21 protein-coding genes and 2 pseudogenes are annotated in these 17,104 nt (G+C 71.5%); 13 read left to right on the top strand and 10 right to left on the bottom strand.

What is annotated here, in order from left to right; genetic code table 11:
* The first annotated feature begins 31 nt into the window (after positions 1-31).
* The 4 genes and pseudogenes from mshD to ACTWQH_RS12150 all read left to right on the top strand — a co-directional run bounded on the left by mshD (position 32) and on the right by ACTWQH_RS12150 (position 4,073).
* Positions 32-928, top strand: a complete 897-nt coding sequence (gene mshD, locus ACTWQH_RS12165) for a mycothiol synthase (RefSeq protein WP_443286467.1) — start codon at positions 32-34, stop codon at positions 926-928.
* Between the two features lie 18 nt (positions 929-946).
* Positions 947-1,078, top strand: a pseudogene (locus ACTWQH_RS12160) (helix-turn-helix domain-containing protein); the annotation flags it as partial.
* A gap of 417 nt (positions 1,079-1,495) precedes the next feature.
* A pseudogene (locus tag ACTWQH_RS12155) lies at positions 1,496-3,586 on the top strand (RNA degradosome polyphosphate kinase); the annotation flags it as partial.
* Complete coding sequence (locus ACTWQH_RS12150) at positions 3,567-4,073, top strand: NUDIX hydrolase (protein WP_443286466.1); 507 nt, start codon at positions 3,567-3,569, stop codon at positions 4,071-4,073. The pseudogene ACTWQH_RS12155 and the gene ACTWQH_RS12150, both read left to right, overlap by 20 nt.
* On the opposite strand, the gene ACTWQH_RS12145 is transcribed toward ACTWQH_RS12150, so the two are convergent.
* Complete coding sequence (locus tag ACTWQH_RS12145; protein WP_443286555.1) at positions 4,036-4,746, bottom strand: class I SAM-dependent methyltransferase; 711 nt, start codon at positions 4,744-4,746, stop codon at positions 4,036-4,038. The genes ACTWQH_RS12150 and ACTWQH_RS12145 overlap by 38 nt on opposite strands.
* 340 nt (positions 4,747-5,086) lie before the next feature.
* Between ACTWQH_RS12145 and mshA the strand changes: the two genes are divergently transcribed.
* The 4 genes from mshA (at position 5,087) to ACTWQH_RS12125 (ending at position 7,659) form a co-directional block, all read left to right on the top strand.
* Complete coding sequence (mshA, locus tag ACTWQH_RS12140; protein ID WP_443286554.1) at positions 5,087-6,370, top strand: D-inositol-3-phosphate glycosyltransferase; 1,284 nt, start codon at positions 5,087-5,089, stop codon at positions 6,368-6,370.
* Positions 6,371-6,496: 126 nt separating this feature from the next.
* Positions 6,497-7,030, top strand: coding sequence for a YbjN domain-containing protein (locus ACTWQH_RS12135; RefSeq protein WP_443286465.1), 534 nt, complete (start codon positions 6,497-6,499; stop codon positions 7,028-7,030).
* Between the two features lie 99 nt (positions 7,031-7,129).
* On the top strand, positions 7,130-7,405 hold the full coding sequence (locus ACTWQH_RS12130) for a type II toxin-antitoxin system Phd/YefM family antitoxin (protein ID WP_443286464.1): 276 nt from the start codon (positions 7,130-7,132) through the stop codon (positions 7,403-7,405).
* Positions 7,402-7,659 carry a Txe/YoeB family addiction module toxin gene (locus ACTWQH_RS12125; RefSeq protein WP_443286463.1) on the top strand — a complete coding sequence of 86 codons (258 nt, stop codon included), beginning with the start codon at positions 7,402-7,404 and terminating at the stop codon, positions 7,657-7,659. Before ACTWQH_RS12130 ends, ACTWQH_RS12125 begins: the two co-directional genes overlap by 4 nt.
* A 104-nt stretch (positions 7,660-7,763) precedes the next feature.
* Here the strand turns inward: ACTWQH_RS12125 and ACTWQH_RS12120 are convergent, their stop codons facing one another.
* On the bottom strand, positions 7,764-8,774 hold the full coding sequence (locus tag ACTWQH_RS12120) for a DUF5685 family protein (RefSeq protein ID WP_443286462.1): 1,011 nt from the start codon (positions 8,772-8,774) through the stop codon (positions 7,764-7,766).
* A 378-nt stretch (positions 8,775-9,152) separates the two neighbouring features.
* Between ACTWQH_RS12120 and ACTWQH_RS12115 the strand changes: the two genes are divergently transcribed.
* Complete coding sequence (locus ACTWQH_RS12115) at positions 9,153-9,971, top strand: calcium-binding protein (RefSeq protein ID WP_443286461.1); 819 nt, start codon at positions 9,153-9,155, stop codon at positions 9,969-9,971.
* A 10-nt stretch (positions 9,972-9,981) separates the two neighbouring features.
* Here ACTWQH_RS12115 and ACTWQH_RS12110 read toward each other — a convergent pair whose 3' ends face one another.
* Together ACTWQH_RS12110 and ACTWQH_RS12105 are read right to left on the bottom strand one after the other, a co-directional pair.
* Positions 9,982-10,233, bottom strand: a complete 252-nt coding sequence (locus tag ACTWQH_RS12110) for a type II toxin-antitoxin system RelE family toxin (RefSeq protein WP_443286460.1) — start codon at positions 10,231-10,233, stop codon at positions 9,982-9,984.
* Positions 10,230-10,484 carry a type II toxin-antitoxin system prevent-host-death family antitoxin gene (locus ACTWQH_RS12105; protein WP_443286459.1) on the bottom strand — a complete coding sequence of 85 codons (255 nt, stop codon included), beginning with the start codon at positions 10,482-10,484 and terminating at the stop codon, positions 10,230-10,232. The genes ACTWQH_RS12110 and ACTWQH_RS12105 overlap by 4 nt, the downstream gene beginning before the upstream one ends.
* Positions 10,485-10,555: 71 nt before the next feature.
* Between ACTWQH_RS12105 and ACTWQH_RS12100 the strand changes: the two genes are divergently transcribed.
* The 3 genes from ACTWQH_RS12100 to ACTWQH_RS12090 all read left to right on the top strand — a co-directional run bounded on the left by ACTWQH_RS12100 (position 10,556) and on the right by ACTWQH_RS12090 (position 13,625).
* Positions 10,556-10,888 carry a helix-turn-helix domain-containing protein gene (locus tag ACTWQH_RS12100; RefSeq protein WP_443286458.1) on the top strand — a complete coding sequence of 111 codons (333 nt, stop codon included), beginning with the start codon at positions 10,556-10,558 and terminating at the stop codon, positions 10,886-10,888.
* Positions 10,889-11,040: 152 nt separating this feature from the next.
* Entirely contained in the window at positions 11,041-11,472 is a 432-nt protein-coding gene (locus ACTWQH_RS12095) for a hypothetical protein (protein ID WP_443286457.1), read from the top strand.
* A gap of 38 nt (positions 11,473-11,510) precedes the next feature.
* Positions 11,511-13,625 carry a tetratricopeptide repeat protein gene (locus tag ACTWQH_RS12090; protein WP_443286456.1) on the top strand — a complete coding sequence of 705 codons (2,115 nt, stop codon included), beginning with the start codon at positions 11,511-11,513 and terminating at the stop codon, positions 13,623-13,625.
* A 33-nt stretch (positions 13,626-13,658) separates the two neighbouring features.
* On the opposite strand, the gene ACTWQH_RS12085 is transcribed toward ACTWQH_RS12090, so the two are convergent.
* Together ACTWQH_RS12085 and ACTWQH_RS12080 are read right to left on the bottom strand one after the other, a co-directional pair.
* The gene (locus tag ACTWQH_RS12085) at positions 13,659-13,961 is read right to left on the bottom strand and encodes a DUF397 domain-containing protein (RefSeq protein ID WP_443286455.1); all 303 of its coding nucleotides are present in this window, start codon (positions 13,959-13,961) and stop codon (positions 13,659-13,661) included.
* Positions 13,958-14,758, bottom strand: coding sequence for a helix-turn-helix domain-containing protein (locus ACTWQH_RS12080; protein WP_443286454.1), 801 nt, complete (start codon positions 14,756-14,758; stop codon positions 13,958-13,960). The genes ACTWQH_RS12085 and ACTWQH_RS12080 overlap by 4 nt, the downstream gene beginning before the upstream one ends.
* Positions 14,759-14,954: 196 nt before the next feature.
* Between ACTWQH_RS12080 and ACTWQH_RS12075 the strand changes: the two genes are divergently transcribed.
* The gene (locus ACTWQH_RS12075; RefSeq protein ID WP_443286453.1) at positions 14,955-15,089 is read left to right on the top strand and encodes a hypothetical protein; all 135 of its coding nucleotides are present in this window, start codon (positions 14,955-14,957) and stop codon (positions 15,087-15,089) included.
* Between the two features lie 148 nt (positions 15,090-15,237).
* Here the strand turns inward: ACTWQH_RS12075 and ACTWQH_RS12070 are convergent, their stop codons facing one another.
* Genes ACTWQH_RS12070 through ACTWQH_RS12055 form a run of 4 tightly spaced genes read right to left on the bottom strand, consistent with a single transcriptional unit; the run spans position 15,238 to position 17,077 of the window.
* A complete protein-coding gene (locus ACTWQH_RS12070; RefSeq protein ID WP_443286452.1) occupies positions 15,238-15,447 on the bottom strand; it encodes a hypothetical protein in 210 nt (69 codons plus the stop codon).
* Positions 15,448-15,460: 13 nt separating this feature from the next.
* Positions 15,461-15,877, bottom strand: a complete 417-nt coding sequence (locus ACTWQH_RS12065) for a PIN domain nuclease (RefSeq protein ID WP_443286451.1) — start codon at positions 15,875-15,877, stop codon at positions 15,461-15,463.
* Positions 15,874-16,107, bottom strand: a complete 234-nt coding sequence (locus ACTWQH_RS12060) for a type II toxin-antitoxin system VapB family antitoxin (RefSeq protein WP_443286450.1) — start codon at positions 16,105-16,107, stop codon at positions 15,874-15,876. Before ACTWQH_RS12060 ends, ACTWQH_RS12065 begins: the two co-directional genes overlap by 4 nt.
* Positions 16,108-16,138: 31 nt before the next feature.
* Positions 16,139-17,077 carry a DNA adenine methylase gene (locus ACTWQH_RS12055; protein WP_443286449.1) on the bottom strand — a complete coding sequence of 313 codons (939 nt, stop codon included), beginning with the start codon at positions 17,075-17,077 and terminating at the stop codon, positions 16,139-16,141.
* Between the last annotated feature and the right edge of the window lie 27 nt (positions 17,078-17,104).

Genomic DNA, 17,104 nt, shown 5'->3' with positions numbered 1-17,104 from the left:
AAGCGGCGCGCGGACGCATAAAGTCGGGACCATGAGCGACGTCGTGGTGCGGGACGAGGTAACGGCGGCTGACGTGCGCGATGCCCAGGAGCTCATGGCCGCGGCCGCCAGGGTCGACGGCCAGAGCGCCGTCTCCGAGCAGGGGCGGCTGCTGTTGCGCGGCGGGCCCAGAGCCGGAGTCAAGCATCTGCTGCTGCGGCAGCGCGGCGAGCTGGTGGCGTACGGGCAGCTGGACGGCACGGATCCGGTGGAGGCGCCCTCGGCGGAGCTGGTCGTTCACCCCGACCACCGGGGGCGGCGCCACGGGCGCGCCGTCGGCGAGGCGCTGCTGGCGGAGTCCGGGCACCGGCTGCGGGTCTGGGCGCACGGCGGGCACCCGGCGGCGCGGCACCTCGCGCAGGCGCTGGGGCTGACGCTCTTCCGCGAACTGCGGCAGCTGCGGCGCCCGCTGGGCGGGCTGCCTCTGGACGACGTGCGGCTGCCGCCGGGGGTGACGGTCCGCAGCTTCATCCCGGGGCGGGATGACGCTGCGTGGCTGGCCGTAAACGCGGAGGCGTTCGCCCACCACCCCGAACAGGGGTCGCTGACCCAACGTGACCTTGACGCCCGGAAGGCGCAGGCCTGGTTCGACCCGGCGGGCTTCTTCCTGGCGTTCGCGGGGGAGCGGATGGTCGGCTTCCACTGGACGAAGGTCCACACGGCGGAGGGGCTGGGGGAGGTGTACGTCCTCGGCGTGGTCCCCGGCTCGCAGGGCACGGGCCTGGGCAGGGCCCTGACCATGGTCGGCCTGCGCTACCTGCATCGCGACCGGTCGCTGCCGACGGCGATGCTGTACGTGGACGCCGACAATCCGGCGGCGGTGCGGCTGTACGAGGGGCTGGGGTTCCGGACGTACGAGACCGATCTCATGTACCGGACGGAGACCTAGCGCCATACGCTCGTCCGTATGAACGAAGCCGACCGCCTTCTGCTGGCCCGCAGGGTCGTCGAGGACGGCTGGTCCCTGCGGCGAGCCGCCCGCCACTTCCGGGTCTCACCGACCACGGCGAAGAAGTGGTCCGACCGCTACCGCGCAGGCTGGACGGGAGGGGGCAACCTCCATGACATGCCGCGTTTGCCCCGAGCGCGTGAGAATGGGGGTATGACCCCCCGGCGAGCGCAGACGGATTCCCCCACGCGCGCACCCGCGCCCGTGCCGGGACGCCCAGCCCCAGCGACTCCGACTCCAGCGCCAGGCGCAGGGAACGCCGCCCCGGCCCCGGCCCCGGCGCCCGCGCCGGTCTCGGCGAAGGCGCAGGGTGCGGAGCGCGGCGACCCGGCGGCCACCGCTGCCTCGTCCGCCTCGTCCGCTTCGCCGGCGCCCGAAGGCCGCGCGCGCGCCGCACCTGGAGCCGTCAGCGCCCCCGCGCGGCCGCCGGAGGCTGCGGCCGTGGCGCCGCCGCCCGGTGGGGTCGCCACCCCCGTCGTCGCCGCGCCGGACGCCTTCACCGCGCCGCTGCCCGACGGGCGGTTCCTGGACCGGGAGCGCAGCTGGCTGGCGTTCAACGAGCGCGTGCTGGAGCTGGCCGAGGACCCGACCATCCCGCTCCTCGAACGCGCGAACTTCCTCAGCATCTTCGCCAGCAACCTGGACGAGTTCTTCATGGTCCGCGTCGCGGGCCTGAAGCGGCGCATCGCCACCGGCGTGGCCACCCGCTCCGTCACCGGCGAGCGGCCGCGCGACGTGCTGGAGGCCATCTGGGCCCGCACCCGGGAGCTGATGAGCCGGCACGCCACGTGCTACCAGAAGACCGTCGCCCCGCTGCTCGCCGCCGAGAACATCCACCTCGTGCGGTGGCCCGAGCTGACCGACGAGGAGCGGACCAGCCTCGTCACGCTCTTCCGGCGGCGGATCTTCCCCATCCTCACCCCGCTCGCCGTCGACCCGGGCCACCCCTTCCCCTACATATCGGGCCTGTCCCTGAACCTCGCCGTCGAGGTCCGCAACCCCGTCAGCGGCCACATCCACTTCGCCCGCGTCAAGGTGCCGCCGCAGCCCCTGCTGGACCGTTTCCTCGAGGTGTCCCCGCAGCGGTTCGTCCCGGTCGAGGATCTGATCGCCGCCCACCTGGGGGAGCTCTTCCCCGGCATGGAGGTCATCGCCCACCACGTCTTCCGCGTCACCCGCAACGAGGACCTGGAGGTCGAGGAGGACGACGCCGAGAACCTGCTCCAGGCGCTGGAGACGGAGCTGCTGCGCCGCCGCTTCGGGCCGCCCGTGCGGCTGGAGGTGGAGGAGTCGATCGACCCGGAGATCCTCGACCGGCTCGTGCGCGAGCTGAAGATCAGCCGCAGCGAGGTCATCTCCCTGCCCGGCCCGCTCGACCTCACCGGCCTGGGCGACATCGCCGAGCTGGACCGGCAGCAGCTGAAGTACCCGAAGTTCGTGGCGGGCACGCACCGCGACCTCGCCGAGGTGGAGTCCGCCTCCCCGCCCGACATCTTCGCCGCGCTGCGCAAGCACGACGTGCTGCTGCACCACCCGTACGACTCCTTCTCCACCTCCGTGCAGCGTTTCGTGGAGCAGGCCGCCGAGGATCCGGACGTGCTGGCGATCAAGCAGACGCTCTACCGCACCTCCGGCGACTCCCCGATCGTGACCGCGCTCATCGAGGCGGCCCAGTCCGGCAAGCAGGTCCTCGTCCTGGTGGAGATCAAGGCCCGCTTCGACGAGCACGCCAACATCAAGTGGGCCAGGAAGCTGGAGGAGGCCGGCGTTCACGTCGTCTACGGCCTGATCGGGCTGAAGACGCACTGCAAGCTCTCCCTCGTCGTGCGGCAGGAGGGCGACAGGCTGGCGCGTTACGCCCACGTCGGCACCGGCAACTACCACCCGAAGACGGCGCGGCTGTACGAGGACGTGGGGTTGCTGACCGCCGACCCGGAGGTGGGCGCCGACCTCGGCGACGTCTTCAACCGCCTCTCCGGCTACTCGCTGCACGACAACTACAAGCGCCTGCTGGTCGCCCCGCGCACGCTCCGCGACGGCCTGGTCGAACGCATCCACCGCGAGATCGACCACCACCGGGCCGGCCGCCTCGCGTGGGTGCGGATCAAGGTCAACTCGATCGTGGACGAGGACGTGATCGACGCCCTCTACCGCGCCTCGCAGGCGGGCGTGCCGGTCGACGTGTGGGTGCGCGGCATCTGCGCGCTGCGGCCCGGCGTTCCCGGCCTGTCGGAGAACATCCGGGTGCGCTCCATCCTCGGCCGCTTCCTGGAACACTCCCGGGTCTACGCCTTCAGCGGGGGCGGCGCCGCCGCGAACGGCGAGCAGGCCGAGGTGTGGCTGGGCAGCGCCGACCTCATGCACCGCAACCTCGACCGCCGCATCGAGGTCCTGGTCCGCGTCGCCGACCCGGTCCACTGCGCCTCGCTGGTCCGGCTGCTGACCACGGGCACCTCGGACGCCACCTCCTCGTGGCACCTCGGCTCGGACGGCGGCTGGACCCGCCACGCGGAGGACGCCGAGGGGCGCCCGCTGGCCAACCTCCAGGAGACCCTGATCGAGGAACGGAAACGCCGCCGTGTCAACAACGGAAGCTGACCCTGACTCCGGGGACCCCCACGACCTGGTGGAGGCGGCGGGCTGCGTCCTGTGGCGCCGCGGCGCGGACGGCGGCGTGGAGGTCGGATTGATACACCGGCCCAAGTACGACGACTGGTCGCACCCCAAGGGGAAGCTGGACGACGGCGAGACGCCGCGCGAGGCCGCGCTGCGCGAAGTGCTGGAGGAGACCGGCATGACCTGCGTCCTCGGCGCGCCGCTCAGCACGACCCGCTACGTCGCCAAGGGCCGCCCCAAGGCCGTCCACTACTGGGTGGCCGAGGCCACCGGCGGCTGCTTCCAGCCCAACGGCGAGGTCGACCGCCTGCTGTGGCTGCCGCCGCCGGACGCCCGCGCGATCCTGACCCACCCCGCCGACGGCCCTCTGCTGGACGAGGCGCTGCGGGCGATCGGGTCGGCCGGGTCGGCCGGGTCGGGGGAGACCGGCGTCAACGCCGTGGCGCCACCGCCTCCCAGCGAACCGTGATCTCGCCCTCCCGCCAGCGGCGGGGGCCGCCGGTGAGGGGCCAGCCGGCGGCGGCCAGGGCCCGGGCCGCCTCGGTCCAGCGCTGCCGCGCGCCGAAGGGGGCGTAGGGCGCGGCGCTCGCCCAGGCGTGGTCGAGGTCGCGGAGGAAGCGGTGGACGGGCTCGCCGGGGACGTTGCGGTGGATCAACGCCTTGGGCAGGCGTTCGGCCAGCGCGGCCGGGGTGGTGAGGGTGGCCAGGTGCGCGGCGAGGGTGAGGGTGCGCGGGCCGTCGGGGCCGAGCGCGATCCAGGCGTGGCGGCGGCCCAGCTCGTCGCAGGTGCCGTCGATGAGCAGCCCGTCCGGCGCCAGCCGCGCCGTCAGCCGCGCCCAGGCGTCGGGGACGGCGTTCTCCTCGTACTGGCGCAACACGTTGGCGGCGCGTATCAGGGTGGGGCGTTCGCCGTCGGGCAGCGGCAGCTCGAAGCCGCCGCGCAGGAAGGTGAGGCCGGGGCGTTCGCAGGCACGGGCGGCGGCCACGCGCGCCGGGTCGATCTCGACGCCGACGACCCGCGCGTCGGAGCGCACCCGCCGCAGCCGCGCCAGCAGCTCGACGGCGGTCCAGGGCGCGGCGCCGTACCCGAGGTCGACGGTGAGTGGCCCGGCGCCGTGCGTGGCGACGATCCAGCGGTCCATCCGCCGCAGCCGGTTGGGGCCCGTCGTCCCCCGCGTCACAAACCCCTCGGGCACGCCACGAGCGTAAGGGAGCGCGGTGGGCCGCAATGGAGCGTAATGGACCGTAATGGAGTGCGATGGATGTAACGGTTCGGCAAAGGAAGCGGGCCCGGGAAGACCACTGGCCGGGGTGCCGTTGGAAGGGGGGGTTGCCCGGCAGGCGCCGAGTAAGATTTCCTATCGGAATACTAGGGATGCCAGCATGGTCCGGTGCCGGTTCACGGGTAAGCCGGGAAGGTCCACGGACCGGCCGACGTCAGGAGGCTTCGTGCCACAGATCCGCCGGCTCCGCCGGGTCGCGATGCTCAGCGTGCACACCTCCCCACTCCACCAGCCGGGGACGGGCGACGCGGGCGGCATGAACGTCTACGTCGTCGAACTCTCCCGCCAGCTCGCCGCCCTCGGCATCGAGGTCGAGATCTTCACCCGCGCCACCTCCCCCGCCCTCGACCCCGCCGTACGCCTCGCCCCCGGCGTGCTCGTGCGGCACATCGACGCCGGCCCGTACGAGGGGCTGCGCAAGGAGGACCTGCCCGCGCAGCTCTGCGCGTTCAGCCACGGCATGACCCAGGTCTGGGCCGGACAGCACCCCGGCTACTACGACCTCGTCCACAGCCACTACTGGCTCTCCGGCCAGGTCGGCTGGCTCGCCGCCGAGCGCTGGGGCGTGCCGCTCGTACACACCATGCACACCATGGCCAGGGTCAAGAACGCCTCCCTCGCCGGCGGCGACACACCCGAGCCCGCCACCCGCATCATCGGCGAGACCCAGCTCGCGCGCGCCGCCGACCGGCTGGTGGCGAACACCGCCGAGGAGGCCTCGCAACTCGTCCGCCACTACGACGCCGCCCCCCGGCGTACGGCCGTCGTGCACCCCGGCGTCAACCTGGAGGTCTTCCACCCCGGCGGCGGCCAGGGCCGCGAACGCGCCCGCGCCCGCCTCGGGCTGCCGCGCGACGCCCTCATCCCCCTCTTCACCGGCCGCATCCAGCCGCTGAAGGCGCCCGACATCCTGCTGCACGCGGTGCGCGCGCTGCTCGACCACGACCCGGCGCTGCGCGAACGCCTGACCGTGCCCGTCGTCGGCGGCCCCTCCGGCACCGGCCTCGCCCGCCCCGAGGGGCTGCAGAAGCTGGCCGCCCGGCTCGGCATCGCCGACCTCGTCCGCTTCCACCCGCCCGTCTCGCAGCCCGAGCTCGCCGACTGGTACCGGGCGGCCGACGTGCTGGTCGTGCCCTCCTACAACGAGTCCTTCGGCCTGGTCGCGGCCGAGGCGCAGGCCTGCGGCACGCCGGTCATCGCGGCGGCGGTCGGCGGCCTGCCGGTCGCGGTCCGCGACGGCGTCACCGGCTACCTCATCGACGGCCACGACCCGGCCGAGTACGCCGCCGCGCTGCGCCGCTTCGCCGACGACCCCGACCTGGCCCACCGCCTCGGCGCGGCGGCGGCCCGCCACGCCCGCCGCTTCGGCTGGGCGACGACGGCGGCCGAGACCCTCGCCGTCTACACCAGCGCCGTGGAGGAACGCCTCGCCCGCGCACTGCGCGCCCGCGCGCTGGCGACGCTGCGGGGCGTACGCCGCTGAGCGCTCGCCGCGCGGGCTGAGCCGAGCGCCCCGCCGCCCGGGAGCTCCGCCCCCCGGGCCCCGGCCGCCCGCACCCCGGCACCCCACCCGGGGGTGAAGGCCGTCTCGTCCGCCTACCATCAGCCCATGGCCGCTGCCGACGACACGCCCGCGCCCGCCCCCGCTCCCCGCCGCGTCATCGAGGAGACGCTCGACGACTCCGGCGCCGCGTGGGAGAGCCCGGAGCCCGGGCACTACGTCGTCACCCTCCCCGGCACGCGCAAGCTCTCCACCACCTGCTCGCTCCGCCTCGGCAGCCACTCCCTCTCCGTCAACGCCTTCGTCGTCCGCCGCCCCGACGAGAACCACGCCGCCGTCCACCGCTGGCTGCTGGAGCGCAACACCCGCCTGTACGGCGTGGCGTTCGCCCTCGACCGGCTCGGCGACATCTACCTCGTCGGCAGGCTGCCGCTGGCCGCCGTCACCCCGGAGGAGATCGACCGGATCCTCGGCACCGTCCTGGAACAGGCCGACGGCTCCTTCAACACCCTGCTGGAGATGGGCTTCGCCACCGCCATCCGCAAGGAGTACGCCTGGCGCACGGCCCGCGGCGAGTCCACCCGCAACCTCGACGCCTTCGCCCACCTGCTCCGCCCGTCCCCGTCCCCGTCCCAGGACTGAGTACGCCCGGCGGCGTACGCGGCACTGTGCTTAGTGGTACCAGAACCTCGTACCGCTACGGTACGACTATCCTGTACCGTCCAGAAGGGGGCGCAGCGTATGAGCATCAGTGCCAGTGAGGCCAGGAAGAGCCTGTTCCCACTCATCGAACGTGTCAACACCGACCACGACCCGGTGCGGATCACGTCCAAGGCGGGGGACGCCGTCCTCATGTCCGCTGATGATTACGACTCCTGGCAGGAGACCGTCTATCTCCTGCGCTCCCCTGCCAATGCCCAGCGGCTCATGGAAGCGATCGCCCGGGACAGGGCGGGCGAGTCCGGGGTTGCCCGGACGATCGACGAGCTTCGGGACATGGCCGGGGGTGAGGCGTGAGGAATGTCAACTCCGACCCGGCCGCCTGGGAGGACTTCCTGTTCTGGCTCGCGTCGGACAGGAAGACGGCCCGTCGGATCACACGCTTGATCGCCGAAATTCAGCGCACTCCCTTCGAGGGCATCGGCAAGCCGGAGCCGCTGAAGGGCGACCTCACGGGTTACTGGTCGCGCCGGATCGATGACGAACACCGGCTTGTCTACCGGGCCGACGACAAGGAAGTGAAGATCGTCAAGGCCCGCTACCACTACTGACGGCCGACCGCGCCGACGAAGCCATCGCGTGTTCCGGACACTGGCCGGAAGCAGAACTCCGAGCGCACGGCGTGGCCGCCCGCAGCGCGACGGCGGGCACGTCGTCAGCAGTCGCAGCAGTCACAACAGTCGCAGCAGTCGCTCTTGTCGCTCCGCCGCTGCCGCTGCTGCCGCCTGCGGGCCTTCTTCTCCGCCCGCTTCCGGCGCCTGCGCTGCCACCAGGTCTCGTGCTCGACCGGGCCGTACCCGCCGTACGCGCCCGCGTGGGCGAAGGTCCGGTGCACGGCGTGGTCCAACTCGTCCACCAGGAGCGCGCGGATCAGGCGGTCGTCGGTGAACTCCACGTCGGCCAGGGCGAGGGCGATGCCGCGCACGGCGTCGTCGCACAAACGCCGGGCCTCCGCGAGCGGCGTACCGGTGGCCGCGATCGGGTTCCAGGCCCCGGCCTCGCGGTCCGCCTCCAGGTCCTCGACCGCGTCCAGCAGGTGCGCCACCCGCCCGAACAGCCGCCCCACCTCGGCCAGCGCCTCGGCGTTCCCCGGCCGCTCGGCGAGGATCGCGGTGTGGGCGACCGCCGCCGCCACCGCCGTCTCGGTCGGCTCCGTCACCGCCAGGATGGAGGTGCCCGGCCCGGCCAACGCCTCCACCTCGCGCTGCCGCTCCACCGCCGCGACCAGAACGCCGGAGTCGAAGCCCAGCCCGGCCCCGCCGCGTGCCCCGGCCGCCTCCCAGCTGCCCGCGACCCGCCGCGCGGCGGTGGCCACGAGCGGGCGCGCCAGCGCGCCGTCCCCGTCGGCCACGTGGTCACGGATCTTGGCCGCCGCCAGCACCAGCGACACCACGGCCGCGAGCCGCGCCCCCTCGCCCTGGGCCACGGTCGCGCGTCGCATGCGGCGCAGCGGACACGGCCCGGCGGTCCGCCAGTCGTCCTCGCTGGGCTCGGCCTGCGCCGCGTACAGCACCGATATCAGCAGCCCGTCGTGGTTGGTCGCCACGCGCGCCGCCTGCCCGCGCTCACCGCGCAGCGCGAGGCACAGCCCGCACAGGTGGCCTTTCCACTCCGCGGCCAGCCCGTCCGGCAGCCGGTGCTGGCACGGTCGAATGATCCCGAACACGGCGTTGTCCTTCCCCCGTTGTGGTTCGCGATGTTTCGGGGTGAACCATAGCCGCTTGGTCTGACGGGCGTCTCTGCGGCGACGTATGGAGGGTGGTGCACATACGTAGTGTGATCAAGATGGACGCGCGGCTGCGGCCACCGGCGTCAGTAAGGCCGAGCTCATCCGTCAGAAGGTACGCCGTCTCTTGCGGAGCGCCTCGCTGGCGCTGATGCTCAAGCGGAGCGTTCTGGGGCCGACACAAGAAAACGGTACCGCTCGCTGGCGATGCGGTCTTGGGCTCGTCGCCACCCGCTCCTACCATGCGGAGCGGCAGTGCCGCGTGCGAACTGTGCGCCGTCGCCGACGAGTCAATGACGACCCGACGAAGGGGAGAGCATGCGAAAGATGCGCACCCACCTGAGCAACGTCACCACCCTCGGCGTTGCCGCCGTCGCGGGCACGGGCATCGCCTTATGGCCCGCGTCGCCTGCGTCGGCCCAGGAGGGGGCCACGGCCTCCGTCGATCCCCCCGGGGGCAGCCAGCTGTCCGCGATCGTCGACTATCAAGCGGGCGACGACCAGGCCAACGACGTCACCATCACCGACGGTGCGGGCCCTCTTGACTACGTCATCGATGACGTGGTCCCGATCGAGGCCGGCGAGGGCTGTACCCATCCCGACGGGGCCGACCTCACGCGGGTGGTGTGTTCCCTGGCTCCGGAGGATGAGGGGCAAGGGTGGTTCTACGTCTCGCTGGGCGACATGAACGACACGATCGACGCGGGAAGCACGGCGGGAGGGGAGGTGTGGGGCGGGCCCGGCGACGACGTGATGGCCACCTCGCTGCCCACAAGCTGGTGGCTGGATGGTGAGGAGGGCGACGACACGATCACCGGCTCGCACGACATGCGGGGCGGCGAGGGTGACGACACGATCACCGGCGCCGAGGGGATCGAGACCTCGGTCTACGGCGACGCGGGACGCGACACGATCACCACCTTCGGCGGTGAGGATTTCATCTGGGGCGATCGGGGGCTCACGACCGGGGAGGGCGCCGCCGACGAGATCCGCACCGGGGGCGGCGACGACATCATCTTCGGCGAATACGGCGACGACGCGCTCTACGGCGAGGCCGGCGACGACACCATCGACGGCGGCCCGGGCGACGACATCATCGACGGTGGCCCGGGGAACGACGAGGAGACCCAGGACTGACGGGACGGGCTCAGGCCGTGTGGCCGAGGTGGAGGACGATGATCGTGACCGTCGCGTCCGAGATCTCGTAGAAGACGCGGTACATCCCTACGCGCATCCTGCGCAGGTTCTCCGAGCCGTAGGCGAAGGTGTTTTCCGGCCGCGGATCGTGTGCGAGGCGGTCGATCGCGTCCATGACCTGCTGCAGGCCACCGGGGTCATTCTTGAGAAAGCCTGCCGCCGAGTTGATCGCGGGAGTATCCCAGTCGATGCGGTAGATCACTTCCGATCCAGCCCAAGCCGCCGGAGAACCTCCTCGTGAGGAACGAGCTCCGTGGTGCCTTCGGCGACACGCTGCTTGTACTGCGCCACGGCCAAGGCGTCTTCGAGATCGGCGAGATCTTGGGGGTTGATCAGTATGGCGACAGGATGACCGTGGTCGGTGATGGTGATGCGCTCATGTGAGTTCCCGGCCCGACGCACCAGCGTGCCGAACTTCGCCCGGGCCTCGGTCATGGCGTAGGTGTCACTCATGCCGAGAAGTGTACACTACTTGCAACTACATTCCGTAATAGTCGGACTACCTTCCAGAGGATCTTCCACGGATGACCGTGTACAGCGACTGGGAAGACGTGAAGCGGCGGATGCGCGAACTTCACGCAGAGATCTCCGATGAGGAGTGGCAGGCGCGCGAGGAGGCGGCGCGGATCGCTACGGATGCCTACGTCCTCGGCTACCACCTGAAGGAGCTCCGGGAGAAGCTGGGTCTCACGGGGTCGCAGGTTGCCGCAAAGCTGGGGATGAGCCTGGCACGGGTCTCCCAGATCGAGCACGGCGAGATCCACAACCTCGACACCATGCGTACCTATGCTGCTGCCCTCGGCGCGCGGATCACCCTGCGCCTCGAATACGACGAGGAGGCCATCGCCGCGGCGTGATCTTGGAAGCTGCCGACGTCAACGATCCCGCTTGAGCCGCCGCCATACCCGCGAGTGCGGGTAACGGGTCTGTCGCGGGGGGGAGTTGTCCGGGTGCCGGGAGGTACGGTCGGAGTGGTGCCGTCGTCGGCCGGGGTGAGGGGGCTGTGGTCGTGCCTGGTGTGGAGATCGCCGTGGGGTACGTCTTCGCGTGGTTGGTGAGCAAGGCCCGGCCGGTGGCCGGGCGGGGGGACACGGAGGTGGACCGGCTGGGGGAGCTGGTCACCGGCAGGCTGGGCGGAGACCCGGCGCTGGAGCGGGCGGTGGAGGAGGCCGAGGCGGGCCAGGAGGAGCCCTCGGAACGCACCCGGCGGCGGCTTGTGGATTCCGTGGCGGACGCCGCCGAGCGGGACCACGACTTCGCCACGGCCTTGGCGGAGCTGGTGAGGAAGCTTCAGGCGGGTGGTGATGTGCAGGTGGTGGGCGGGAACGTGGACATCCACGCGGAGGGCGGCTCGGCCGCCGCGCTGCGGATGGGCGACGTCACGATCGGGTCGCCGCCACCCACGGCAAACCCTCCGCAGCCGGGCCCGGATCGGGGCTGACGGAACCCGGCACCAGCACCAGCCCTTCAGTGACGGCCGTGAGCGGCAGCTTCGCTGCCGGGGCGGTCGGCCAGCTCCATCTGCACCAGTACGCCGCACGTGTTACGTGGCCGCACCAGGTGGGGGTGATCCCCCCACGCGCGGGCAGCTTCCAGGACCGGGCCGAGGCAGCCCGGCTGCGGCAGACCCTGGCCGGAGGCGGGACGGCGGTCATCGAGTCGGCCGACGCAGCTCCGGGCGGGGTGCTAACGGGGATGGGCGGGGTGGGCAAGTCTCAGCTGGCCGCCGACTACGCGCGGGCGGCGTTGCGGGGCGGCGAGGTGGATCTGCTGGTGTGGATCACTGCCGCCAGCGCGAGCGCGGTGGTGTCGGGGTTGGCACAGGCGGGTGTGGAGGTGCTGGGCGCGGACCCGGCCCGGCCGGAGGTGGCGGCGCGGGCGTTCCTGGCGTGGCTGGAGCCCAAGCTCACCCAGCGGCCGTGCCGGTGGCTGGTGGTGCTGGACGACGTGTCCGATCCGGCTGATGTGCACGGGTGGTGGCCGCCGGTCAGCCCGCACGGCCGGACGGTGGTGACCACCCGCCGCAAGGACGCCGCCCTGGTAGGTGGCGGGCGTCGGTTGATCGAGGTCGGCCTGTTCACTCCGGACCAGACCCTGGCCTACCTCACCCGCGCACTCGCCCTCCACGGCCGTACCGAACCGCCCGAGGAACTGGCCGGGCTCGCCGACGAACTGGGCCACCTGCCGCTGGCGTTGTCCCAAGCCGCCGCCTACCTCACCGACACCGGCCTCGGCTGTGCTGCCTACCGGGCGCTGCTGGCTGACCGCACCCATGCCCTGGACGACGCAGCCCCCGACGTGTTGCCCGACGGGCAGACTCACACCACGGCCGCCGCCTTGGCGCTGTCCCTCGACCACGCCGACACCCTCCGCCCAGCGGGCCTGGCCCGCCCTTTCCTCCACCTCGCCGCGTTCTTCGACCCCAACGGCATCCCCGACACCGTCCTTACCTCACCACCCGCCCTGGCTTACGCCGGCGATGAGGTCACCGCCGACCAGGCCGTACTCGCCCTGCGGGCGCTGTACCGGCTTAGCCTCATCGACCACGACCCCGACACCCCGCACCAGGCCGTACGCGTCCACCAGCTCATCCAACGCGCTATCCGCGACACCCTCACCCCCGACCAGCGCCACCACCTCGCCCGCACCGCCGCCGACGCCCTCTTCGTCGTCTGGCCGGAGATCGAACGCAACACCGCCCTGGCCCGGTCCCTGCGCGCCAACACCACCGCCCTGACCGACAACGCTGGCGACGCGCTGTACCAGCCTGACGCGCATGCGGTGCTGGACCGCACCGGAAACAGCCTCGGCGAGTCCGGGCAGGTCGCAGCCGCCCACGACCACTTCCACCACCTGACCATCACTACAACTCGCCACCTCGGCCCCGACCACCTCCACACCCTCAGAGCTCGGTATAACCTCGCGCGTTGGCGGGGGGAGGCGGGGGATGCGGCGGGTGCTGCTGTGGTGTTGGCCGAGGTGTTGGAGGACTCGGTGCGGGTGCTGGGTCCCGATCACCCCAACACCCTCAGCACGCGGGCGCGCCTGGCGTATTTGCGGGGGGAGACGGGGGATGCGGCGGGTGCTGCTGTGGTGTTGGCCGAGGTGTTGGAGGACTCGGTGCGGGTGCTGGGTCCCGATCACCCCAACACCCTCAGCACGCGGCAGGGCCTCGCGCATTTGCGAGGCGTGGCGGGGGATGCGGCGGGTGCTGCTGTGGTGTTGGCCGAGGTGTTGGAGGACTCGGTGCGGGTGCTGGGTCCCGACCACCCCGACACGCTCGCTACCCGGCATAACCTCGCGCGTTGGCGGGGGGAGGCGGGGGATGCGGCGGGTGCTGCTGTGGTGTTGGCCGAGGTGTTGAAGGACGAGGTGCGGGTGCTGGGTCCCGACCACCCCAACACCCTCAGCAGCCGGCACAACTTCGCGGTCTTTCAGGGCGTGGCGGGGGATGCGGCGGGTGCTGCTGTGGTGTTGGCCGAGGTGTTGGAGGACCGGATGCGCGTGCTGGGTCCCGACCACCCCGACACCCTCAGAGCCCGGGAGGGCCTCGCCTACTGGCGGGACCAGGCGGGGGAGACGGGCGCCACGTGACGAGGCCCTCGCGGTGCCTCTGCCCGAGTCAGGTCAATGGGTGGAGAGATCACCGGACTTGAGGGCGCCGACGAAAGTGGCCCAGTCGGGTGCGGCGAAACGGAGGACCAAGCCGTCGTGGGTGGCTTTGGAGTCGCGGACGGGGATGGTGGGGTGGAGGGTGCGGGAGAACTCCAGGCACTGGCCGCCGTTGCCGCCGCTGTAGGACGACTTGACCCACTCGGAATCGGCGGGGCGGAGGAAGCTGCGGGAGAACTCCAGGCAGTCGCCGCCGTTGCCGCCGCTGTACGACGACTTGACCCACTCGGCGGCGGCGAGATCCAGGTCGGCGTTCATGATGATCGGTACTCCTTCAGCACGGTCTCGATCAGGGCGCGTGAGTCGGCGAGTGACAGCGCGTTCGCCCTCAGCCGATCGTAGTCGTCCTGGGCGGCGGCGACGCCCGCAGGAGCGTAGATCAGCCTGCCGCCCACTGCGGTCTCCGTGTACAGCAGGTTGGGGGAGTCCTTAAAGCGCAGCAGGATGAAGGGCAGCATGTGCGCGCCCGTGACGCCCGCCGCGAACGGCAGGACCTGGATCTCGATGTGGGGGGACTCGGCCGAGGTCAGCAGGTGCTCCAACTGCCCGGCCATGACCTCCGTGCCTCCCACCATCGTGCGCAGGCACGCCTCGTGGAGAATGACCCACAGCAGCGGCGGGTCCTCGCGATCCATGACCTTGCGGCGGCGCAGGCGGTTGGCGACCTTGCCGTCGATCACGTCCGCTGACGCCCTGGGGTGGGCGGCACGGAAGACGGCGCGGGCGTAGTCCTCGGTTTGGAGGATGCCCGTCACCAGCGTCGCCGAGTAGACCGTGATGTGGCTCGCTCGGCGTTCGTGCCGCAAGTACGGCTCGAACCACGCCGGGCTCTCGTCGTCCAGGATGCGCTGCCGCAGGCGCTCGAACATGCCGCTCGTCCCGAAGACCTTGTCGCAGCCCTGGGCGTACTTCTCGCTCGGAAACTGCTGCCCCGCCTCCACCTTGCAGACGTACGCCTCCGAGTAGCCCGTCCCGAGGCCGACATGTCGCTGCGTCAGCCCCTTCCCCAACCGCACCGCCTTCGCCTCGACGCCGAAGACGGACGGCTCACTCAAGACATCCTGCGGCGACTCCTCGTCCATGGCTCTGACCTCCCGTTATGGCGTTTCTGCGCGCCGCACCTGACCTGAGGGGGGCGGGGTTAAGGGCCTCAAAGCGCCCCGAAACCTGCTCTGCTGATGGCGTGACGGCGGGAGTACGCAGTGTACGGACCCGCAGGCCAGGGCAACACCGGGACGTTGAAGGATCGAGATGGTTCAACAGCAACAGCAGCCGCCGGAACCCAAGCCGCAGCCGCCCTCGCAGCAGGAGAAGTCGCTGAGCGAGAAGGTGCGGGAGGTCAATCGGCAGAGCGTGTTCAACGCGCAGCTAAGGGGCGGGCGATGAAGCGCGAGACGCGTGAGCGCGAGCCCCTCTTCGCGCGTGGTGCCGACGGTGTCGGGCGCTGGTGGCGTACGGGGACGTGCGGGCCGTGCGGGCGCGAACGGGTTCTCGTGACCTGGACCGGCACCCGCCGGGATGTGTACGGCCGCCGTCACACCCACACGTTCAGCTGCACGTACTGCCTGCGCCCGCCCCGCCGTCGCCCCGCGCCCGCACCCGCGCCGGATCCGGTGCCGGTGCCGGTGCCGGTGCCGGTGCCGTCCCCGCCGCCCATACCCACCGGGACCTGGGTCCACCTGGCCGCCACCGCCCTGAGCGCGGTGTCCGTGATATGCGCCGCCGCCGCGTTTCTCATTGCCACCGGATGAGAACACTCAGTCGGCGCTGCCCGGTTCCACTACCCACTGGCAGCGCTGCTGCGTGATGCTGGCGATCATGTCGAAGTCGGCATCGTGGTGCAGCACGACGGTCTTATAGCGCTCCGCCGTTGCCGCGATCAACAGGTCAGACAACGACAGGGCGCGGTGGAAGCCCCGATTGACTGACTCGCGCTGCACCTCAAGCGCACGCTCCGCAATTACGTGCTCGCAGTAGAGATAGTCGAAGCCGCGCAACCAGGTAGTCAGAGCGCCGAGCTCAGTCTTACCGCGAAGGCTGTATGTGAGCTCATATTCCACGGCCGGGCAGATCGCCAGAAGCCCGCGCTCATGCAGCGGATCGAGGACTTCGGCGACCAACGGCCGGTGCCAGCGAGCCAGAGCGGACTTATCTACGAGGAACGGACGGGTCACGCAGCCGCCTTCGGGTCCTCGGGCTGCGGGTTCTGCACCCTCGTCTTTTCGACGATCTCGCTGAAGTCGAGCTCACCCGACTTGACGGCGTCGGCGAACTGCTGACGCAGGTGACGTTTGACGGCATCTTCCACCGCGGCTCGCACAGCTGCGGCCTTGGTCTTGGTTCCGTAGATCTCCTTGGCCCGCTCGACCATCTCATCGTCCAGATCAATCATGGTTCGCGACACGGGGACCCCTTCGGTAAAAAGACACCAAATTCTACCACGGAATGGTGTCGTTTTGGCGCTGTCGCGGCAGTGGGCTGAGTAGCCTGTCGATCTCCGGCTCGCCCCCCAGGCGTCTCACCAGTGCGGGGGAGAGGTAGAGGGACTCGACCGTCAGGCGCCTGCGGCCCTGGAGGGTGGCCTGGGTCGAGACGCCGGCGACGACGTGGCGGTGGGTGAGGCCCAGTTCGTCCGGAAGGGCCTGGCCGTACTTGTTGTCCTCGCGCACCGCGTCGTACGACACGATGAAGGACACCTTGTTGTCCACGGCCGCCTGGAGCGTGTCGGCGAACGCCTCGCGGCGCAGGCCGGTCAGGTAGCGGGGGTCGGGGACGTCGCTCGTGCCCTGGTAGGGCGGGTCCAGGTAGACGAGGTCGTCGGCATCGGCGTTCACCAGGGGGTCGGCGTACGACTGGGTGGCGGTCGTCGCCGCGCCGCGCAGGAGGTGGGAGGCGGCTGTGATGCGGGCCGCGAGGTGGGGAGGGCGGGCGCCGAGGCGGCGGTGGTCGGGGGCCTGGTTGAAGTCGCCGGTGCGGCTGTAGCGGACGGCGGCCTTCACGCAGCGGCAGAGGAGGTAGAGGAGGAGTTCGGGGCGGTGGGTGGCGTTGAACTCGTCGCGCGCCGCGAGGTAGTACGCGCGGGGGTCGGGGTGCTGCTCGTGCCACATGCGGGCGTAGGCCGCGAGGAGTGTCGACGGGTCGTGGATGATCAGGTTCCACAGGGCGATCAGCGGGGCGTTCACGTCGGTGAGGTGGACGGCCCCGGCCACGGCGTGGCGGCGTGCGGCCAGGGAGATCGCGGCAGAGCCCGCGAAGGGCTCGATCAGGCGCGGGACGCCACCGTCGGGGAAGAGGGAGAGGATGTGACCCGCGAGGGCGCGCTTGCTGCCCTGGTAGGGGAACGCCTGGGGGACGGTGACGGCCGCGAGGGGCATGGCGGCAGCCTAGCCGCGCGGGATGTC

It is taken from the genome of Streptomyces sp. 6N223, from assembly GCF_052246635.1.
Lineage (GTDB): Bacteria > Actinomycetota > Actinomycetes > Streptomycetales > Streptomycetaceae > Streptomyces.
The sequence above is the reverse complement of the archived record's forward strand: the minus strand, read 5'-3'. Positions and strand labels throughout refer to the sequence as shown.

Excerpts from the sequence above, each read along its gene's own strand:
- ACTWQH_RS12130 (WP_443286464.1), top strand. The coding sequence starts at position 7,130 with ATGAGCATCAGTGCCAGTGAGGCCAGGAAGAGCCTGTTCCCACTCATC.
- ACTWQH_RS12115 (WP_443286461.1), top strand. The coding sequence starts at position 9,153 with ATGCGAAAGATGCGCACCCACCTGAGCAACGTCACCACCCTCGGCGTT.
- ACTWQH_RS12145 (WP_443286555.1), bottom strand. The coding sequence starts at position 4,746 with ATGGACCGCTGGATCGTCGCCACGCACGGCGCCGGGCCACTCACCGTC.
- mshA (WP_443286554.1), top strand. The coding sequence starts at position 5,087 with ATGCTCAGCGTGCACACCTCCCCACTCCACCAGCCGGGGACGGGCGAC.
- ACTWQH_RS12085 (WP_443286455.1), bottom strand. The coding sequence starts at position 13,961 with ATGAACGCCGACCTGGATCTCGCCGCCGCCGAGTGGGTCAAGTCGTCG.
- ACTWQH_RS12135 (WP_443286465.1), top strand. The coding sequence starts at position 6,497 with ATGGCCGCTGCCGACGACACGCCCGCGCCCGCCCCCGCTCCCCGCCGC.
- ACTWQH_RS12105 (WP_443286459.1), bottom strand. The coding sequence starts at position 10,484 with ATGAGTGACACCTACGCCATGACCGAGGCCCGGGCGAAGTTCGGCACG.
- mshD (WP_443286467.1), top strand. The coding sequence starts at position 32 with ATGAGCGACGTCGTGGTGCGGGACGAGGTAACGGCGGCTGACGTGCGC.
- ACTWQH_RS12100 (WP_443286458.1), top strand. The coding sequence starts at position 10,556 with ATGACCGTGTACAGCGACTGGGAAGACGTGAAGCGGCGGATGCGCGAA.
- ACTWQH_RS12075 (WP_443286453.1), top strand. The coding sequence starts at position 14,955 with ATGGTTCAACAGCAACAGCAGCCGCCGGAACCCAAGCCGCAGCCGCCC.
- ACTWQH_RS12055 (WP_443286449.1), bottom strand. The coding sequence starts at position 17,077 with ATGCCCCTCGCGGCCGTCACCGTCCCCCAGGCGTTCCCCTACCAGGGC.